Origin of the sequence: Micromonospora sp. NPDC049081, from assembly GCF_040648835.1 — a bacterium.
Taxonomy (GTDB): Bacteria; Actinomycetota; Actinomycetes; order Mycobacteriales; family Micromonosporaceae; genus Micromonospora; species Micromonospora antibiotica.
Genome location: NZ_JBEZEK010000003.1, coordinates 314,074 through 333,207, shown reverse-complemented (window position 1 = coordinate 333,207; position 19,134 = coordinate 314,074). Strand labels below are relative to the sequence as shown.

General features: G+C 70.5%; 10 protein-coding genes and 1 tRNA gene. 8 read left to right on the top strand and 3 right to left on the bottom strand.

Translation table 11 applies throughout. The features are described from left to right. Window positions 1-57 precede the first annotated feature (57 nt). Complete coding sequence (locus tag AB0B63_RS08545) at window positions 58-1,332, bottom strand: Ig-like domain-containing protein (RefSeq protein ID WP_357015889.1); 1,275 nt, start codon at window positions 1,330-1,332, stop codon at window positions 58-60. 187 nt (window positions 1,333-1,519) lie between these two features. Between AB0B63_RS08545 and AB0B63_RS08540 the strand changes: the two genes are divergently transcribed. Further along, a tRNA-Lys gene (locus AB0B63_RS08540) sits at window positions 1,520-1,595 on the top strand. Window positions 1,596-1,773: 178 nt separating this feature from the next. Here AB0B63_RS08540 and AB0B63_RS08535 read toward each other — a convergent pair. Beyond that, the gene (locus AB0B63_RS08535) at window positions 1,774-3,831 is read right to left on the bottom strand and encodes a hypothetical protein (protein ID WP_357015886.1); all 2,058 of its coding nucleotides are present in this window, start codon (window positions 3,829-3,831) and stop codon (window positions 1,774-1,776) included. Further along, window positions 3,831-4,580, bottom strand: coding sequence for a hypothetical protein (locus tag AB0B63_RS08530; protein WP_357015883.1), 750 nt, complete (start codon window positions 4,578-4,580; stop codon window positions 3,831-3,833). Before AB0B63_RS08530 ends, AB0B63_RS08535 begins: the two co-directional genes overlap by 1 nt. Window positions 4,581-4,919: 339 nt before the next feature. Here AB0B63_RS08530 and AB0B63_RS08525 point away from each other — a divergent pair, with 339 nt between their 5' ends. From AB0B63_RS08525 to AB0B63_RS08495, 7 genes are all read left to right on the top strand, one after another. Beyond that, window positions 4,920-8,366, top strand: a complete 3,447-nt coding sequence (locus AB0B63_RS08525; RefSeq protein ID WP_357015987.1) for an ATP-binding protein — start codon at window positions 4,920-4,922, stop codon at window positions 8,364-8,366. A gap of 304 nt (window positions 8,367-8,670) precedes the next feature. After that, window positions 8,671-10,278: a glycoside hydrolase family 44 protein gene (locus AB0B63_RS08520; protein ID WP_307799216.1), complete on the top strand. Its 1,608-nt coding sequence runs from the start codon at window positions 8,671-8,673 to the stop codon at window positions 10,276-10,278. Window positions 10,279-10,418: 140 nt separating this feature from the next. Continuing rightward, complete coding sequence (locus tag AB0B63_RS08515; RefSeq protein ID WP_357015879.1) at window positions 10,419-11,072, top strand: DUF6357 family protein; 654 nt, start codon at window positions 10,419-10,421, stop codon at window positions 11,070-11,072. A gap of 84 nt (window positions 11,073-11,156) precedes the next feature. Further along, entirely contained in the window at window positions 11,157-12,419 is a 1,263-nt protein-coding gene (locus tag AB0B63_RS08510; RefSeq protein WP_357015876.1) for a DUF6357 family protein, read from the top strand. 550 nt (window positions 12,420-12,969) lie between these two features. After that, window positions 12,970-15,663, top strand: coding sequence for an RICIN domain-containing protein (locus AB0B63_RS08505; RefSeq protein WP_357015873.1), 2,694 nt, complete (start codon window positions 12,970-12,972; stop codon window positions 15,661-15,663). Window positions 15,664-16,130: 467 nt separating this feature from the next. Then, entirely contained in the window at window positions 16,131-17,501 is a 1,371-nt protein-coding gene (locus AB0B63_RS08500) for a ricin-type beta-trefoil lectin domain protein (RefSeq protein WP_357015870.1), read from the top strand. 176 nt (window positions 17,502-17,677) lie between these two features. Then, on the top strand, window positions 17,678-18,898 hold the full coding sequence (locus tag AB0B63_RS08495; RefSeq protein WP_357015867.1) for a hypothetical protein: 1,221 nt from the start codon (window positions 17,678-17,680) through the stop codon (window positions 18,896-18,898). The last annotated feature ends 236 nt before the right edge of the window (window positions 18,899-19,134 follow it).

Sequence of the window (19,134 nt, the reverse complement as noted above, 5' to 3'; positions counted from 1 at the left end):
CGGGTCACCGGCCCGTGCCGCTCCGGGTCGGCGACCTGCGTCGACCCGGAGCGGAGGTCAGACCAGCGGACCCGAGCCGCCCTGTGGAACCGGCAGCGCGCTGCCCTTGACGAACTCCGCCCAGGTCAGGCTCCACGCCGTCCACCCGTTGCCCGCTTCGAGCTTGCGTGGGGTGCCCTTGACCGTGATCGGGTCGCCCACCTTCGTCTGGGAGAAGAGCCACTTGCCCATCGCCATCGACACGTTGACGCAGCCGTGCGAGACGTTGCGCCGACCCTGCACCCCCTCGGACCACGGTGCCGCGTGGATGTACTCGCCGCCCCAGGTCAGCCGCTGGGCGAAATCGATCTCGGTGCGGTACTGGTTGGCCGGGTCCGGCTCGTCCATCGTGTCGAAGACGGTCTTCTCCTTCTTCTCCATCACCACCATGGTGCCGCTGGAGGAGGGAGTGCTCTTCTTGCCCAGGCTGACCGGCAACGTCTTGATCAACTGGCCGCCCTGGAACACCTCCATCTGCTTGGTGGCGTTGTCCACCTTCATCTCGAAGGCCCGCCCGATCTTGGCGGTCGCCGACCGGTCCACGTTGCCGTACCGGCCGTTGCTCAGCGGAATCCCGGCCAGCGCGATCCGGACGCTCAGCGTCGTCCCCGGCTGCCAGTACTCCGGCCCCCGGTAGTACGCCTGGGTGCCGCTGGACACCCAGTGCCAGGCACCCGGCTGCGGCGGATCGGTCTTGACGAACATCCGCTTCTGGACGGCTGCCCGGTCCTTCTGCGGAATGCCCGGACTGAACTCGGCCACCACCGGCATGGCCACGCCGTAGGTCCGGTCGTCGAAGAGGTAGAGGCCGGAGCCGATCATCGAGCTCGGCTTGGCCATCGTGGTGAACGTGCTCACCCCCTGCCGGGGCTGGCCGTCGGCACCGGTGCCGATCACCGTGGCCTTGTACTTCGTGCCGTACTTCAGTGCCGACGACGGCACCCAGGAACTGCCGTCCAGCCGCAGCTTCCCGCCGACCTGCTTGCCGTCACCCGTCGTCAGGGTGACCGAGGAGACCTTCCCGCCGCCCGGGAGTTCGGCGCTGATCTCGGTGCTGACCGGTCTGCCCTTCGCCCCGTCGGCCGGACTGACCGCCAGGCCGTCCGCCACCGGTGCCGACGGCGACGCCCCGCCGGACTGCGCCGGGGTCACCGCCTCGGCGCTGGGCGAAGCCCCGGTGCCGCCGACGAACTCGGCTTCCTTCTTCTGGTCGCCGCCGCAGCCGGCCAGAGCCAGCGACGCCGCCAGGACGAGAGCGCCCGCCATCGCCCCGCCCCGCGTGAACCTGCCCATCCCCACCTCTGTTCTTGCGTACCTGGCGGACATCGTGCCCCATGTCGGCCACCAGCTCGATGCCGGAAGCTCCCCGGCGGGGGGATCTGAAGCCTTTTGCCCGTTAAGCTCGCCCGAAGAGTGGAGCCGGGTATCGGATTGGAACCCCGCTCATGGCCCGTGCTAGTGTTCTCTCCGTTGCCAACGAGCGCCGCTAGCTCAACTGGCAGAGCAGCGGACTCTTAATCCGCGGGTTCGGGGTTCGAGTCCCTGGCGGCGCACCACCAAAAAGGCTCTGACCTGGGGTTTCACCCTGGGTCGGAGCTTTTTGGCGTTTCTGTCTGTGGACGTGCGCGCCGTTGGACCGTTGCGTGCCCACATGGACTGAGGCCCATGGCGGCGCACCTGGCGCTCCGGCCGGGCGGGCGTCTTCGATTGCTGGCTTCGCACCAGGTGGGGCGGTCACCGGGGATGCTCGGCCAGCCGGTCGCGGAGCCGGGGATGCCGGAACTGGTACGTGGCACCGACCCGCCGCAGCACGCCCCGGTCGACCGCGTCGTCGAGGAAGGCCATGGTCCGCCACGGCAGGTGCCCCCGGGCCGCGAGGACGGCCCGGGCGACCGTGTACCTGGCCCAGGCGCCGGCGCCGATCCAACCGATGGTGAACGCGGTCGCGACCATCATCGGGCGGACGGTGTCGAACAGGATCGCCGGCGGTACGCCGAACAGGATCACGGGCGGCATGACCATCAGTCCTGCCGCCCGGTCGCCGCGCAACGTCGAGGTCGGACTGACGGCACGGGACGGATCGGCAGGCACCACGAGTTCCCGGGTCGGGTCGTGTTCTCTTCCCGGCCAGGTCTGCCGGACGAGTAGGACGGCTGTCGTCACCAGCAGGAGCACGCCTGCCGTGATGACCAGCGGACCAGGTTCCGGCATGCTCAGCAGGACCAGCCCCGCCAGCAGCGGCACGACCAGCTTCGTGGCGGAGACGAGGCCGTGCCAGAGGGTGACCCGGAGCCGGCGGAAGCTCACCTTCGTGCGGTACGGCGTCTCGCTGGCGACCCAGCCCAGCTTGGTGCGGGCCCGCCGGCTCGTCCCGACCAGGCCCATGACCGTCCCCATCGCCAGGCCGGCGGTCAGGCTGTGCCCGAGCCCGAAGAACAGTCCGTAGAGCGTGCCGAGCAGCGGAATCCACAGGGTTCGTTGGTGCCGGACCGCCCGGTCGAGTCGCCACCAGGCGATCTCGTGGGTGTCGGTCCGACGCAGGTGCCGGGCCAGGAAGATCAGCGCCCGTTCCACCTCCTGACGGTGCCACTGTTCGTCGGAGTCCCGGCGGCCAGTGGGGGTCGGCTCGGCCGGATAGACCGCCGGCAGCAGACCGTCGATGAGATGGTCGGCGATGGCGTCCCGGCCCGGAAAACGGGCCCGGTCGCCCAGCTCGTGCGGATCGGCGACGGTGGTGGCCGGGTCGGCGGTGACGGTCGTGGGTGACGCTGTCGGGTAGCTGGTGCGGGCCAGCCAGGCCATCAGCGGCGTCCGCAGGGCCTGGGCGAGCGGGGCGTCCGGTTCGTTCGCCAACTCGGCGAAGGCCCGGTGCCACCGCCCGGTTCCGCCTGCGGGGGCGAGGTAGTCCCGGACCTCGGTCAGCCTGAGGGGCAGCACCTCCACCACCGCAGCGCCGGACAACCCGCAGCCGGCGATCCGGACCGCGCCCTCGTACGGCTCGATGCGGCTGGTCACCACCAGCGGTTCTCCCGCGCCGAGGCTGTTCAGCTCGCTGAGCGCTGTGCCGAGCAGCCCGTCGCCGATCATGTCCAACCCGTCAAGGACCGGCAGCACCAGCCGACTCTCGATCAGGTGGGTGGCCATCGTCCGACGGGTGCGCGAGCGGCCCGGGGCCGGTGTCCCCAGGTGGGGATGGTCCTGGGTCAGCCGCTGCGCCATCCACTCCCGCAGGTGCTGCTCGCCCGGGTGCCAGGTGTCGGCGGGCAGCAGCACCGGGACCGGCTGGCCGGCCAGGCGTTCCCGGAGCAGACCGCGCACGAGCCGGGTGGCCAGCACGGTCTTGCCCGCCCCGGCCGTACCCAGGATCACCAGCCGGCGGTGCGGTAGCCGTCGGGCGAGAAGACCGGCGAGGTCGTCCAACCCGCCAGCCGGGAGCTGGTCGTCGGTGACCCCGATCGACGACCAGTCGACGTCGGCCATCGCCGAGCCGGCGGCGGCGGTCACCGCCCAGCGGACGGGCAGCGGGCGTCGCAGCACCTGGCTGCGCTCCTCGTCCCGCCGTCGCTCGGTCTCCACCTGTCCCGCCAGGGCCTCCAGGGCCTTCGACACCAGCACGTCGTCGGCGTGGGTGGGCGGGGCGCTCCGGTAGCTGACCTGGTTGACGATGTTGTGGTCACCGAAGGCGGCCGGCCCGTGGGTGGTGATCCCGGAGTAGCTGGCCTGGTGGATGCCGGTGCCCGGCCCGGGTGACGGTGCCACCTGGTCGGTGCGGGGACGGTCCTGCGCCGTCATCAGGGCCGGTGCGGGGTCGCGCTGCCGGCGGAACCGTACGTGGTGATCACGTTGCCGTTGCCGAACGCCGTCGGCCCGTGCGCCGTGATGTGCTGGAAGGTCTGACCGCCGGCGGAGGGCTGGACCGGGGTGGTGGCGGGGGAGGGCTGTTCTGCGGCGGCGTTCTCGCCAGGCAGGTGGATCCAGGCGACGGCGTCGAAGCTCTTTTCCGGCAGGCTGGCGGTCACCCGCAGGAAGTGCTCTGGCCGCAGGTCACCGTAGTGCCGGACGACATCCTGGTAGAGCCGGTCCGACACGATCAGTGCGACCTGCGCCTCGGGAAACCGTCGCAGGGTGGCCTTGAGCTGTGGAGAGTCGACCAGCCGGCAGGCCGTGACGACGGCCTCGCCGGGAAAGCCGTTGTCGCCGTCGAGGTGGACCAGGCCCTCGTGGACGCCGATCCGTAGCCGGATGCGGGCCTCAGGGGCCAGTCCGTGGTTGTGCTCGCGGAGCAGCCGGTCCACGGTCGGTGCCAGTCGGGTCACGATCGTCCGCTCGCTGGTGCCCTGCGGCAGGATCGCGAGCTGCCCGTCGCCGCTCGGCTGGACCAGCCAGCCATCCGGGAGTAGACCCAGCTCCTCCCGGGCCCGCCGCATGATCCTCGGCAGGGCCTGCTGGACACGCCACTGGAGCACGTTGTCCCGCCCGCTGTACCGCTCCACGTCCACGGTGAGGACGAGATGCCGGCTCGGATCCGCGATATCAGACACCCATTCACCCTCCGCTGGGCACACCGGTCGGTCGGTTCGTTTCTACCATCCCGAGGCGACAGCGAATCCCCCAACAATGAGGCTTTCATCGTGCCGGGCCCGGTCACGATGGGCGGGGAGGAAAACCGGTGTCCACACAGGACTCGGGCCGTGACGACAAGGACGGAGCCGACCGAGATCCGGTGCCCCCGTACGGGAGCCTCATCGGGTGCCCGTCGGCGTTCTGCGAACGATACGATCCTCCGCCCGGGCACGATCTGATCGACGATCGGAGTGGTGTTGCGACGGAGCGCGCAGGCCGCACAGGCAGAGGTTGTCAGGTTCTGGCGAACCGTGGAGATGTTCAGTCCGCAGAGCGTCGAGCGGGTCAGCCGGGACCGGTTGGTCTTCGCGGTCCAGCCGGGACAGCCGTTGCCGTGGGAGGCGGGTCACGAGCTCTCGCGGTGGAAGCTGCGCCCGAACCAGACGTGGCGACACGTCGTGTATCTGGGCATCCACCGTCTCGACGAACTGTTCGGGGTGCTGTCCCGGATATTCGAACCGGACCCGGACAGCTACGACGAAAGGCCGGCGGGGGAGAGCGCCGTCGTCGCTCTGACGGTCGACGAGCAGGGGCACGTGTTGCTCGACTCGCTGGTGCTGTCGAGCTGCGCCTGGGCGACCGGCCGGTTGGTGCGGGACAGGCGTGCCAGAGGCGACTGGCTCGCGCGGTTCGAGTCCGCCACCGAGGATCTCCACGAGTCGCTCCAGGAGTTGGTGACCGTGACCACCGACGGTACGGAGAACTGTGCGCCGCAGATGGCTCCGCGGGTGGTGGACCACGGCCTGCTCGCCGACTGCCTGCATCTGGCCCTGGGGGTGGCCGGGATCGGCGCAGCCCTACCCTGTACCGACATCCGGATCAAGAGCCAGCTCGTGGCCCGTCGCAACCCGGACAGCGCCGCGGGCCACGCGTTTCTCAACAGCTTCATCATGTACGACCTGGAGCGGGTCGCGGGAAAGATCGTCAAGGGTGAGGTCGGTGTCGCACTGCGCGACTATCTGCGGCCCGAGGCCGATCTCGCCACCGCCGGCCGGGTGGACGTGTGCGACCGTGTCGACGCCGTGTTGGCGGCGACGGCACCAGGGGTGGTGCCGGCGGGGCGGTGGCCCAGCCATCCCGAGCACGCGCTCGCGCTCAACCAGCAGGTGGCCGTCTGCACCGCGCTGGGCATGACCGCCGGGATTCTCGGCGTCAACGGCCCGCCGGGCACCGGTAAGACCACGATGCTGCGCGACCTCGTCGCGGCGCTCGTCGTCGAGCGGGCCCGGCGGCTGGCCGCGCTGACCGATCCGGCCCGGGCGTTCACCGGACGGCAGCTCCGCTGGAGCACAGGACAACGTACGCGGGTCGTCGACGTGTGGCAGCCCGACCTCACGGGTTTCGAGATGGTTGTCGCCTCGGCCAACAACGGTGCCGTGCAGAACGTCACCGACGAGATTCCCGCCGCTGACGCGATCGATGACTCGTGGCGGGAACGGGCGGCGGCGGCCGACTACTTTCCCGACATCGCCACGGCACTGTTGGCCGGTCAGCCGGAGGCCGAGCAACCTCAGGTCGGCGAGCGGGCATGGGCCCTGGTCGCGGCGCGGCTGGGGAACAAGGCCAACCGGAGCCGGTTCGTCAACACGTTCTGGTACCACACCCCGGACGAGCCCCGGGAGGGAGCCGGCGAGGGCCACATCTGGTCCGGCCTGCTGTCGGTGCTGAAAGGGTACGAGCAGACGGGCCCGGAGGTCCCGTGGTCGACTGCGGTGTCGCGGTTCCGGGCCGCGCAGGCACGGGTCGAGGCGGTGCGTACGAAGCGGGCCGAGGTGTACCGCGACGTCGAGCGCCGGGATCATCCCGAGCTCCACCTTGCCGAGCTGCGGCACGCCGTGAAGGTGGCGGCGGGTTCGGTCGAGTCGGCACGGCGTCGCCACGGGGTGGCGTTGGACACCGAGCGCGAGCGGGTGGCCGAGGCCGACCGGATCGCGTCGGCCCTCCAGGCCGAGGCCGAACGGGACGCCCGCCGTCGCGCGGCGGCTGCCGACCAGACCCTCGCGACGGCCGAGCGGCAGGTCGAGCACCTGAGCACCGGCCGCAGGGCCACCGCCGAGCGGGCCCTGTGGTCGAGTGAGGCGGAGCTGAGCCGGTGGTTGACCGCGCAGGCGGCGCACCAACGGGCGCAGCCCGGCCCGTGGGAGTGGTTGCGTACCCTCGGCGAGGCACGACGGCGCTGGTCGTACCACGACGGTCAGCTCCTGGCCGGGGTCCGGCAGGCCCAGGTCGCGTTGGACGCGGCCCGGGCGGAGCGGGCTGCCGTGCAGGTGGAGATCGACGTGGTGCAGCGGGCGGTGGACACCGCCCGGCGGCAGGCGGACGAGATCCGACGCATGCTGGCGGCGGGCATACCCAAGCCGCGGGTCGACCACGCGCCGCTGACCGCGGCCAGGCGGACGGTGGCGTCGGCGGAACAGGAACTCTCCACGGCCGTCCAGGCCCACGGCGCGGCCGAGGACGCGATCCGGGCGGCCGAGGCCGACCTCTCCACCCTCCAGGCGCGGCTGAGGCGGGCTGCGAGCGCGCTCGGCCGGCACTTTCCCGATCCCGAATGGCACGCCGACCGCCAGCGCCGGGAGTTGGCGGCGCTCTGGACCGACCGGGAGTGGAACGAGGCGCGTAGCGACCTGTTCCTGGCGGCCCTGGCGCTGCACAAAGCGTTCCTGCGACACAACGCCACCCGGCTGCGACGCAACCTGCAGGCCGCGATGGATCTCGTAGGCGGCGACGCCCCCACCGATCTGGCCCCCGATGCGGCGCTGGCGGCCTGGCAGAGCCTCTTCTTCGTGGTGCCGGTGGTGTCCACCACCTTCGCCTCGTACGCCCGGGTGTTCGGTCACCTCGGCAGGGAAGCGCTCGGTTGGCTGCTCATCGACGAGGCCGGGCAGGCGACACCACAGAACGCGGTCGGGGCGCTCTGGCGCACCAGGCGTGCGGTGGTCGTCGGCGACCCGTTGCAACTGGAGCCGATCACCACCCTGCCGTTCCGCACCGAACAGGCGATCCGGACCGAGCAGGCGGTGGACGAGCAGTGGCTGACCAGCCGTACCTCCGTCCAGCGCCTCGCCGACCGGCTCACGCCGTTGGGCACCTGGCTGGACGGTGACGACGAGCCGACCTGGGTGGGTGTGCCGCTGACCGTGCACCGGCGCTGCGACCAGCCGATGTTCGACATCGTCAACCAGGTCGCCTACGGCGGTCTGATGATCGATGGCACCGGCACCGGGGCAGCGGACCGCTTCCAGCTCGTCTACCCGACGCTGCCCCCGTCGAAGTGGATCGACGTCGCGGGCACCGGCGCGCAGGGCCACTGGATTCCCGACCAGGGCCGGCAGCTCGACCGTATCCTCGCCACCCTCGCCGAGCTGGACTTCGACATGTCCGAGGTCATGGTGATCGGGCCGTTCCGGGACGTCGCCCGCGAGGTCGGCCGGCGGGCCCGGCGGTATCCCGGTCTGGTCGCCGGCACCGTCCACACGGCACAGGGCAAGCAGGCCGACATCGTCGTGTTGGTGCTCGGCGGTGCGCCGGACCGGGTGGGTGCCCGCCGGTGGGCGTCGAGCAGGCCCAACCTGCTCAACGTCGCGGTGAGCCGGGCCAAGCGCCGGCTCTATGTCATCGGCGACCGGCAGGCATGGTCGCCGTTGCGCTACTTCAAGGTCCTGTCAGCCGAGCTGCCGCGCCAGGACCCGGTTCGGCCCTAGCTGCTCACAGCCGGCACCCGGACGGCCGAAATGCCGTTGCCCGTTGCCCGTTGCCCGGTGACCGGTGACCGGTGACCGGTGACGGGCACGGTAGCCGTCGGCCTTTCCGCCTCCCTGATTGCCGTCCGCATGGCGATGGCGGCAGCAATTAAGATCGTCGCATGTCAATTGAATGAATCGATTGACTTGATCTGGACGACACGTAATGTGGGTGACGGTTCGGCCACTCTGGGCCGATCGGCGGCAGGAGACTCTGATGGGTGTGCGACGACGGCGCAGGCCACGACCGGCCACGGTGATCGGGGTGGCCGGCTCTCTCGTGGTGGGGTTGTTGGCCACCCAGGCGGGCGTCGGCCCGGCGGCCGCCGCCGCCGATCTCACCCTGACCGTGGACGTGTCCGCCGCCCGGCACCGGATCAGCCCCGACATCTACGGCATGAACGGCGGAGACCCCGCCCTCGTCGCCGAACTCGACACGCCGGTGGCCCGCTGGGGCGGTAACGCGAGCAGCCGCTACAACTTCAAGAACCACACCTACAACACGGGTAGCGACTGGTACTTCGAGAACATCGTCGCCGGGCCCGACAACACGGTCGAGGCGTTCGTCCAGCGCAACCGGGACCACGGGACGAAACAGGTGGTCGCCGTGCCGTTGATCGGCTGGGTGGCGAAGGACTCGCCCTCGTCGCACCCGTTCGCCTGCGGCTTCCCCGCCACCCGCTTCCCGGAGCAGGACTCGTTCGACCAGTGGGACCCCAACTGCGGCAACGGTCGGCGTGCCGACGCGAACCTGACCGGCGCGGTTCCCACGGACACCTCCATCCCGGCCGGCGCGTCGTTCGCCGGGGAGATGGTGTCCCATCTCGTAAACCAGTTCGGCCCGGCGGCACGCGGGGGCGTGAAGATCTACGAACTCGACAACGAGCCGGTCCTGTGGAATTCCACCCACCGTGACGTGCATCCCGAGCCGGTGAGCTACGACGAGTTGGGTGGCAAGGGCACCGCGACCGCCGCTGCCATCAAGGCCGCCGACCCGCATGCGGCGGTGCTCGGCCCGTCCGGCTGGGGATACTGCGAGTGGGTGGCGTCCGGTGTGGACGGCTGTGCGCCGGGTGCGGACGCGGCGGCGCACGGCGGGCTCAACCTCTCCCAGTGGTACCTGAAGAACATGAAGGACTTCAGCGACGCCCACGGCGGGAAGCGTTTCCTCGACTACTTCGACCAGCACTACTACCCGCAGATCAGCGGCGGTAAGGACCCGGATGCCAACGCGCTGCGGCTGCGGTCCACCCGGTCGCTGTGGGACCCGACGTACGTCGACGAGTCGTGGATCGGGCCGGGCGGGGTCAACGCGCCGCCGTTGCAGTTCATCCGGCAGATGAAGGCGTGGGTCGCCCAGCACTACCCGGGTACGAAGGTCGCCATCACCGAATACAACTGGGGTGCGCTGGACGACATCAACGGCGCGCTCGCCCAGGCCGACGTCCTCGGCATCTTCGGCCGTGAGGGGCTGGACCTGGCCACGATCTGGGGCGAGCCGAAACCGACGGACCCCGGCGCGTACGCCTTCCGGATGTACCGGAACTACGACGGCGTCGGCAGCAGGTTCGGCGACGTGAGTGTCTCGGCGGTCAGCAGCGACCAGGGGCAGCTCGCGGTCTATGCCGCGCAACGCTCGTCCGACCGGGCACTGACCGTGATGGTGGTCAACAAGACGGGCGGTGATCTGACGTCCCGGTTGGCGCTCCCCGGCCTGCGCGGCGGGGACCGGGCGCAGCGGTTCACCTACGGCCCGGCCGACCTCACCTCGATCGTCCGGGGTGCTGATCTGCGGGTGACCCGGGGCGGCGTCAGCGCGACGTACCCGGCGAACTCCGTGACGCTGCTCGTCGTGCCGCAGCGCCGGCACTGAGCGCCCACCGCCCTGCGCGGGCCGGCGGCTGACTGCCAGCACAGGACCACCGGGCCAGGCATGCCTATGATCAAGGCCGTAGGCATGTCTGCCCTGGTCCACCGCCCGGTGGAGCTGTCACCCGCTAACGGAGGACGCGCATGGCCCGCCCTTACGAGCCCGGACCGAAGCAGTTCGTCTTCACCGCCGGGGACGGCAGTGTCGAACACGTCTCGGTGGGTGACCCGCAGGAGGCGTACCTGGCGTTCTCGGCGTTCTTCCGGGGGCGGGACTGCGACACCTACACCATCGAGGACGAGGCGGCGGGGCAGTGCGTGGTGCTCATGCCCCGGGCGGGGGTGATCTCCCGGATCAGGCGCGGGGAGCAGCCCCGGTCGGAACACCTGCGGATCGACCGGGCCAACCGCTACCTGCCGGGCGCGATGCTGTTCTTCGAGAACGGGTACGGCGGCCTCGACCGCTTCGGCCAGTGGTTCCCCGACCGCGCCGACCTCGACGCGTCACCGGAGGCCCGTGGCGCGGCCCGCGCCGCCACGTTCACGACGGAAGCGGCGGCGATCGTGGAGGTCGCCCGGATCTGGGCGGACTCGGGCTGCGTCGACCCGAGCGGCGCGTACCACGTCTTCTTCGAATCGCACGGTGTCGACGACGACCGGGCCGAGCGGGCCGAACTGCTCCAGTTGATCGGGTTCCTCGGTCTCGAACGGGTCGACGCCCCGGCCGGGGCCGCCGGGGGCGAGGTCTGGGTGCGGACCGAACCACGCCTCGACGCCGAGTGCGCCAGGTGGTCGTGAGCAGCGGGTGCCGGGTGGGTCACCAGACGCTGGGGACCTCACCCTGTCGGGTCCGGCCGGTACGGTTCCGAGGGGGTGCGAGCGGTGCGTGAGGTCGTTTTCACGCGACGTGGCAGCGGCTGGCTTCCGCAGGTGATCCGTGCGAACGGTGCGCTGGAGCTGACGCTCGCCGCCGGGGCCGACGCCAACCACGAGCCTCGGATGTTCACGGTCCCGATCGGCGAGGCCCATCTCGCGGTGATCCGGGAGGACCTGGCCAGACACCTGCTGCTGTGGAGTGCGCTCCTTCCGCTGTGCGACGCCGCCGGAATCGGGGGCGGGCTCGACGAGGAGGCTGCCGTCGCGCTGCTCGACCCGGTCCTGCTGTCCGCGCCCACGGACGTCGACGCGCTCTTCCGGCGCATCCGGTGGGACCGGAGCCGACTCGTCGCCCATGGTGCCGACATCGGCCTCCTGGAGCGCGGTCAGGTCTGCGCGGCGATGCGCGGGGCGTCGGAGCAGCCGGACGAGAGACGCGCCCAGGAGCATCAGGCGGCCCGCCGTCGCGCCGAGCGGGCAGTGGTCCTCGGGCCTCTCGATGCGGGGATCCTGCGGTTCACCGGCCAGTACCTGCACGGCGCGACGGTGCCCCGGCGGCTGCCAGATGCCGTCGACTCCACCCTGCTGCCCCAGGTCATGGGCGTGATCGCGACTGCGGAGCAGGCGTGCGCCGGGATGCGGATCGGCCTCGATCCGCGCCGGGGGAACCGGGCGACGGACAAGCGCGACTGGGAGCGGATGACGGCGACGGTCGACGCGGCCGTACGCCGGGCGTACCCCGAACTCGTCGATGACGCGGTGCGGTCGGTGAGTTTCCTGATGTGCTCGGAGGCTGCGGACCGCTCCCGGAACATGCCGGCGGACGACGACGAGGCTGCCGACGACCATCCCGGTGGCGACGACAGCGCGCGGAAGACCGCCCTGTCGTTCACCGACGACAAGGGTGGCGAGCAGACGTGGCTGCGGGGCGGCCCCCGCACCGCCTCCGCCGCGTTCTGGGACTTCGTCGCCGGTCGCTCCGCCGGGGACAACGAGGTGTTCACCATCGAGGACGAGGAGCGGGGCGAGGGGATCCAGCTGCTCTTCTATGCGGACTCCATCGCCCGGATCACGACGGTGTGGCCCGGGGAGGCGGGGTCGGCGTCGCAGTACCGGGTCGAGTACCGCCTGGTCGACGGGATCGGCGGGTACCGGACCCTGGTGGGTGCCTTCGTCCGTGGCGGCTGCGCCGCACTCGACCAGCACGGCCCGTGGACGTCGGATGTCGCCGAGTTCGAGCGGGCGCGTCGTCGGCGCGACGACCGGTAGTTCCCGGGGACGTCCACTCCCGCGACACCGTGCTGGTCGGCGACGCCCACACCACGCAGGACCGGACGGCGTGGGGTGCTCCACCGCCCGTCGACAGGGCCGCGACGCCTGGCCCGGCCGGCGGACCTGACGCGGGCGCGACCCGGCTGCCAGGTGGGCCACCGCTGGCGGGCCGACCCGCCGCCCGGTCTATCGGCTGATCATTGCGGTCACGATTACGCATAGGTGGTTGACAATTGATGGTTGCGGCCTATGGGTCGGACGCATACGCTTCAGGGCAGAATTCCGTGACCACGGGCAAGAGCGGCCGGGTGGTCGGCGGGAGTTCCCTGTGGCGGGGGACTGTCGCCGGTTGATGCCGGTCGCTCACACGTGCACCTTGCCACTGCCGGTCACGGTGTCTCCCAGTAACCCGCCAACGGCCGAACCCGCCCGGAGCACCCCGTCTCCCGGCGCGGCGGCCCATGTTCGCATGGCGGGTTCACTGTCGCACCCCCAGGACGACTGTCCAGCGGACATGTCTGTCGGTGGCCTGCGAAAGGAACGGTACGTGAAACCAGCCCTCTCCACCGCCCGAAGGTCGCTGCTGGCCGGCGTGTTGCTCGTCGCCGCCGCGTTCCCGGCCGTGATCGCGAATCAACTGCCGGCGTCGGCGGCAGTCCAGGAGACCTACTACGTCGCGCCGGACGGCAGCGATGCCAATCCCGGCACGATGCAGTCGCCGTTCCGGACGATGCAACGCGCCCGGGACGTCGTGCGGACAGTGAACGCGAACATGACCGGCGACATCCAGGTCTACCTGCGGGGTGGCCGGTATCCGGTGACCAGCACCATCGAGTTCGGCGCGGCCGACTCCGGCAGCAACGGCTACCGGGTCAGCTATTCCGCCTACCCCGGCGAGACCCCGGTGCTCGACGGCGGTGTGCCGGTGACCGGGTGGACCCAGCACAGCGGGAACATCTGGAAGGCCCCGCTGGACCGGGCCAACAAGCTGCGCGCGCTCTACGTCAACGACAAGCGGGCGTTCATGGCGTCGAAGACGGTCGGCTCGGCGGGCTGCTACGGGACGTACAACATCACGGCCGGGCAGGCGGCGTGGGCCTGGGAGTCGGGCTCGCAGTGCGACGGCGCGAAGTACAACCTCAACGACTTCCCGGCCGTCGCCCGCAACGCCGAGGACATCGAGATCGAGACGGCGACCACCTGGACCACCGCCATCGTCGGGGTACGCCAGGTCACCTCCGACGGGGCGAACCGGGTGGCGCTGTTCCAGCAGCCGGGTGCCGCCATCGCCCAGGGCGCGTTCAACGGCAACGCCCAGGCCGGCGGCAGCCACAAGCTGATGAACGCCTACGAGTTCCTGGACGCGCCGGGTGAGTTCTTCTTCGACAAGGGCAGCAGGACCCTCTACTACTACAAGAGCAGCGCCGAGAACATGACGACCGCGTCGGTGTTCGCGCCGAACAACGTGACCACCCTGCTGCGGGTCGCCGGCACGTCGACGAGCAACCACGCCCGCAACCTCACGTTTGCCGGGCTCACCGTGCAGCACTCCGACTGGAACCTGTTCTCCGTGGCCGGCTCGTCGTACAAGCAGGCGCAGCAGGGCAACCTCGGCGCGCAGGCGTACGCGAAGCGGAACTTCCACGACTACTACTACCGCAACGTCGACGTCACCCCGGGCATGATCCAGGTGGAGAACGCCGACGGCATCCTGCTCAACCGTAACCGCATCCAGCACAGCGGCGCGGACGGCGTCAACATGGTCAACGACGTGCAGGGCACCCAGTTGACCGGGAACTTCACCAACGACATCGCGGGTTCCGCGATCACCGTCGGACATCCCCAGCACGTCTACATCGGCGACGGGACGTCGACCAACCGGGAGAAGTGGCTGCCGCAGGTCGAGGGGCTGCCGAAGAACATCGACATCAAGAACAACTACCTGTACGACAGCGCGGTGCTGTTCAACGGGCACAGCCCCATCTCGGCGTACTTCGTGGACACCCTGACGATCCAGCGCAACCGGATCGAGAAGTCGCCGTGGTCGGGCATCACGCTCGGCTGGGGCTGGTGGAACTTCGACGGGTCATCGGGCTCGATCGCGCCGAACCGGCCCACCACGACGGCCCGGAACAACACCATCAGCTACAACCACATCATCGACACGGTGCAGCGGCTCAGCGACACCGCACCCATCTACACGTTGGGCGCGCAGCCGGGGACGACGATCACCAACAACTATCTCCAGGGTGTGCCGTCCGGGCACAAGTACGGCCTGCACCCGGACGAGGGTTCGGCGTACATCACCTTCCGCGACAACGTGCTGAGCGTGGACAAGAACATCACCTGGATGATCAACTCAGACGACTTCGGGCGCAAGCACGACCTGAGCATCACCCAGATCTACGGCCCGATCAACAAGGTGTCCAACAAGAACCTGCCCAACAGCACGGTCAGCGACATCCTGGTCTCCTCCGACTATGTCTGGCCGGCGCAGGCGTACGGCATCGCCGCCGCCTCGGGGCTGGAGGACGCGTACCGCGACATCGTCCCGGCGGGCAACCTCTCCCTGCCGAACCACGTCCTACCGGCCAGCACCTTCGTCACCAGCTCGACGGCGTCGATCCCGATCCGCAGCACCGGTGACGCCGCCAGGACGGTCTGGCTGGCCCCTGCCGGCACGACCACCTTCACCGCCGGTCCGACGATGACCCGGGCGACGGGCACCGCCACGTCCATCGCGGTGCCCGCCAACCAGGGTGAGTACCGGCTGTTCGTGGTGGACGCGCAGGGCAACCGGTCGGCCGAGTCCAGCTCGCTGGTCCGGCAGCAGGGCACCGGCAGTGGCCAGCAGGGTGGGCGTCTGGTGGGCGGCCAGTCCGGCCGCTGTGTGGACGTACCCAACGCCAGCACCACCAACGGCACGCAGGTGCAGTTGTGGGACTGCGCGGGTGGCGTCGGCCAGCAGTGGACCTACTCCGCCGGCAGGCAGCTGACCGTGTACGGCAACAAGTGCCTGGACGCGAGCGGTGCGGGCACGTCCAACGGCACCGCCGTCATCATCTGGGACTGCCACGGCGGAGCCAACCAGCAGTGGAACCTCAACGCCAACGGCACCCTGACCAACGGCCAGTCGGGGTTGTGCCTCGACGCGAACGGCGCGGCCAGCGCCAACGGCACGAAGATCATCCTCTGGTCGTGCAACGGCGGCGCCAACCAGCAGTGGAGCCTGCGCAACTGACCGGGCGTTCCCCGGGGCCGGGTGACGCCGGCCCCGGGGGCACCGGACCCGTCGCGGGCGGCGGGGGACTGCGCGTGTGGCCTGCGGTTCGTCGCCGTCGGGTGGACGTTCCCGGGTCGCAACCCCCTCGACACAGCATTGACATATTTCACTTTCCGACCTAGGGTCTTGCCGAATCGATTCGACGTCGAGCCCGGTGCTCCGGCACCGGCGGTCGACCGGGTGGTGTCCGGGCGGGCGCGATGTGGCCACCGATCGGTTCGACGACCAGTCGGTCCTGCCTGGGCAGCGGAACCAGCGGCTGGCAGCCGCGGCGATGAGCCAGCCGGCGCGGTGAGCGCATCGAGTGTCCTCCGGTGTTCCGTCCTTGGCGGGTGCGGTCAGCGGGGTCGGTCGGGCGCGACACGTCGGGATCGCCGTCGACTACATACCTGAAGCAGTGCAGGCTGAGTGGCAGGAGCCCCATCATGACCAGGCGCAGACCCATCCTTGGTTCCCTAGCGGCGGCGGCGGCCCTCGTCGTGACCGTCGGCGCGACGGCACTCGCCGGTGGCCTCACCACCACGGCCGCCGCCGCCGACGTCTCGGCGGCGGCGGCGACCGCCGGGTGCGGCAAGGCCCCCACCCTGACCAGCGGTCAACGGTCGATCCAGAGCAGCGGCCAGAACCGCAGCTTCATCCTCCGGATCCCCGACAACTACGACCGCAACCACCAGTACCGGTTGATCTTCGGCTTCCACTGGAACGGCGGCACCGCCAACGACGTCGACGGGGGCGGGTCGGACGGGGCCGCCTGGTCCTACTACGGGCTGCGCCAGCAGGCGAACAACAGCACCATCTTCGTGGCCCCCCAGGGCAACGGCAACGGCTGGGCCAACCCCGGCGGCCAGGACGTCACCTTCGTCGACGACATGGTCCGGCTGATCGAGAACGACCTGTGCGTCGACACGACGCAGCTGTTCGCGCTGGGCTTCAGCTACGGCGGCGGGATGAGCTACTCGCTGGCCTGCTCCCGGGCGAACGTCTTCCGGGCCGTCGCGGTCTACTCCGGCGGGCAGCTCAGCGGGTGCAGCGGCGGCGGCCAGCCGATCGCCTACATGGGCATCCACGGCATCGGGGACCCGGTGCTCAACGTCTCGGCCGGCCGGTCCCTGCGGGACACCTTCGTGCGCAACAACGGGTGTACGGCGCAGAGCCCGCCCGAGCCGCGCGCCGGCAGCCTGACCCACGTCACCACCACCTACTCCGGCTGCCGCTCCGGCTACCCGGTGGTGTGGGCGGCGTTCGACGGCGGGCACACCCCCGGCCCGGTCGACGGTGGCGGCGACAGCGGTGCCCGGACCTGGACCAAGGGTGAGGTGTGGCGGTTCTTCACCCAGTTCGACAGCACCACCCCGACGCCGACCCCGACGGTGACGCCGACCGGCAACCCGACCACCCCGCCGCCGTCCGGCACGGGCGCGGTGCGCAACTCGTCCTCCGGGCGCTGCCTGGACGTCAACGGTGGTACGCAGACCAACGGCGCGGCGGCGATCATCTGGGACTGCCACGGGCAGACCAACCAGAGCTGGACCTCGACGGCCGCCCAGGAGCTGCGGGTCTTCGGCGGCAAGTGCCTGGACGTCAACGGCGCGGCCACCGCCAACGGCAGCTCGGTGATCATCTGGGACTGCAACGGCCAGGCCAACCAGCGCTGGCGGTTCAACGCCGACGGCACGATCACCGCCGTCGGCTCGGGCCGCTGCCTGGACGTGGTCGGCAACGGTACGGCCAACGGCACGCGTACCCAGATCTGGGACTGCAACGGCACCGCCGGCCAGCGGTGGAGCCGGAGCTGAGCCCGGCGGACGTCGACGGAGGGCGGCAGTAGGCCGAGCGTAACCCCGGCGGGAACTCGCATTGATTGCATTCAATGCATAGGGTCACTGCTGTACGCGGTGGGCCGATGGAGGCCCGCCGGGGCGACGCTGCCCTCATCGTGCACGAATCGACGTTTTTCTGGGGAGAACAGAGCATGGAGCAACGACAGAACAGCCGCCTGTGGGCCCGATGGCGGCGGGCGGCCCGCAGCGCGGTCACCGCGGCGGCGGTGTCCCTCGGGGTGGCCGCGCTCGCGGTGGGATTCTCGGCGGGTGCCGCCGTCGCGGGCGTCGGGGGGGTCGCGACGAACGCGGCGTTCGCCGCCGCGCCGGTCGCCCAGGTCACCGCGGGTGACCTGCACACCTGTGCGATCCGTACCGACGGGACGCTCTGGTGCTGGGGTGACAACTACGGTGGCAAGCTCGGTGACGGGACCACCACCAACCGGACCGGCCCGGTGCAGGTCGGCACCGCCACCACCTGGTCGCGGGTCGACGCGGGCACCAGCCACAACTGCGCGATCCGCACCGACGGCACGCTGTGGTGCTGGGGCGGCAACTACAGCGGGCAGCTCGGTGACGGCACCACCACCAGCCGGAGCACCCCGGTGCAGGTCGGCACCGCCACCAACTGGGCCAGCGTCAGCGCGGGCGCCAACCACACCTGTGGCGTGCAGACCACCGGCACCCTGTGGTGCTGGGGCCTGAACCGCAACGCGCAGCTGGGCGTCGGCACCTCGCCCTCCAAGGCCACCAGCCCGGTGCAGGTGGGTACGGGGACCACCTGGGCCAGCGTCACCACCGGCTACGCGCACAGCTGCGCCGTGCAGACCGGCGGCACGCTGTGGTGCTGGGGTGACAGCACGGACGGGCAGCTCGGTGTCGGCATCCTGGGTTACCGGGCGACCCCGGCGCAGGTGGGCACCGCGAGCACGTGGACCGGCGTGACGGCCGGCCACGCGCACACCTGCGCGGTGCAGTCCGGTGGCACGCTGTGGTGCTGGGGCGAGAACGGGTACGGCCAGGTGGGTGGCGGCACCGGTGTCCAGACCAGTCCGATCCAGGTCGGCACCGCCACCACCTGGACCGGGGTCGTGGCGAGCGTCGACTCGTCGTGCGCGCTGCGTACCGACGGTGGCCTGTGGTGCTGGGGCAACAACGGGTTCGGGCAGTTGGGTGACGGCACCACCACCCACCGGTCCGCCCCGGTCCGGGTCGGCACCGCGACCACCTGGACGCAGAACCTGGGCGTCAGCTACCACAGCTGCGGCGTCCGCACCGACGGTGGCCTGTGGTGCTGGGGCAACAACATGTCCGGGCAGTTGGGTGACGGCACCACCACCCACCGGTCGACCCCGGCGCAGCTGGTCCTGTAGGACCGGCTGAACCGGAAGCGCCGATGCCGCGCCGCCGACCCGTACCGCCGCCGATCCGGTGGCGTCCGGGTCGGCGGCGTGTCCCGTTTTCCCGCCCGTCACAGCAGAGTCCATACATCTGATCTATTCGGGATTCCCAGGTGGGTGCGGTGCGGGCGAGTATGGATTATTTCCCTCCGAACAGGACGTTGACCGGTAAGCGCTGCGGTGCCTAACATACGACGTCTTATCATTGA

Excerpts from the sequence above, each read along its gene's own strand:
- AB0B63_RS08500 (WP_357015870.1), top strand. The coding sequence starts at position 16,131 with ATGACCAGGCGCAGACCCATCCTTGGTTCCCTAGCGGCGGCGGCGGCC.
- AB0B63_RS08495 (WP_357015867.1), top strand. The coding sequence starts at position 17,678 with ATGGAGCAACGACAGAACAGCCGCCTGTGGGCCCGATGGCGGCGGGCG.
- AB0B63_RS08535 (WP_357015886.1), bottom strand. The coding sequence starts at position 3,831 with ATGACGGCGCAGGACCGTCCCCGCACCGACCAGGTGGCACCGTCACCC.
- AB0B63_RS08525 (WP_357015987.1), top strand. The coding sequence starts at position 4,920 with ATGTTCAGTCCGCAGAGCGTCGAGCGGGTCAGCCGGGACCGGTTGGTC.
- AB0B63_RS08515 (WP_357015879.1), top strand. The coding sequence starts at position 10,419 with ATGGCCCGCCCTTACGAGCCCGGACCGAAGCAGTTCGTCTTCACCGCC.
- AB0B63_RS08545 (WP_357015889.1), bottom strand. The coding sequence starts at position 1,332 with ATGGGCAGGTTCACGCGGGGCGGGGCGATGGCGGGCGCTCTCGTCCTG.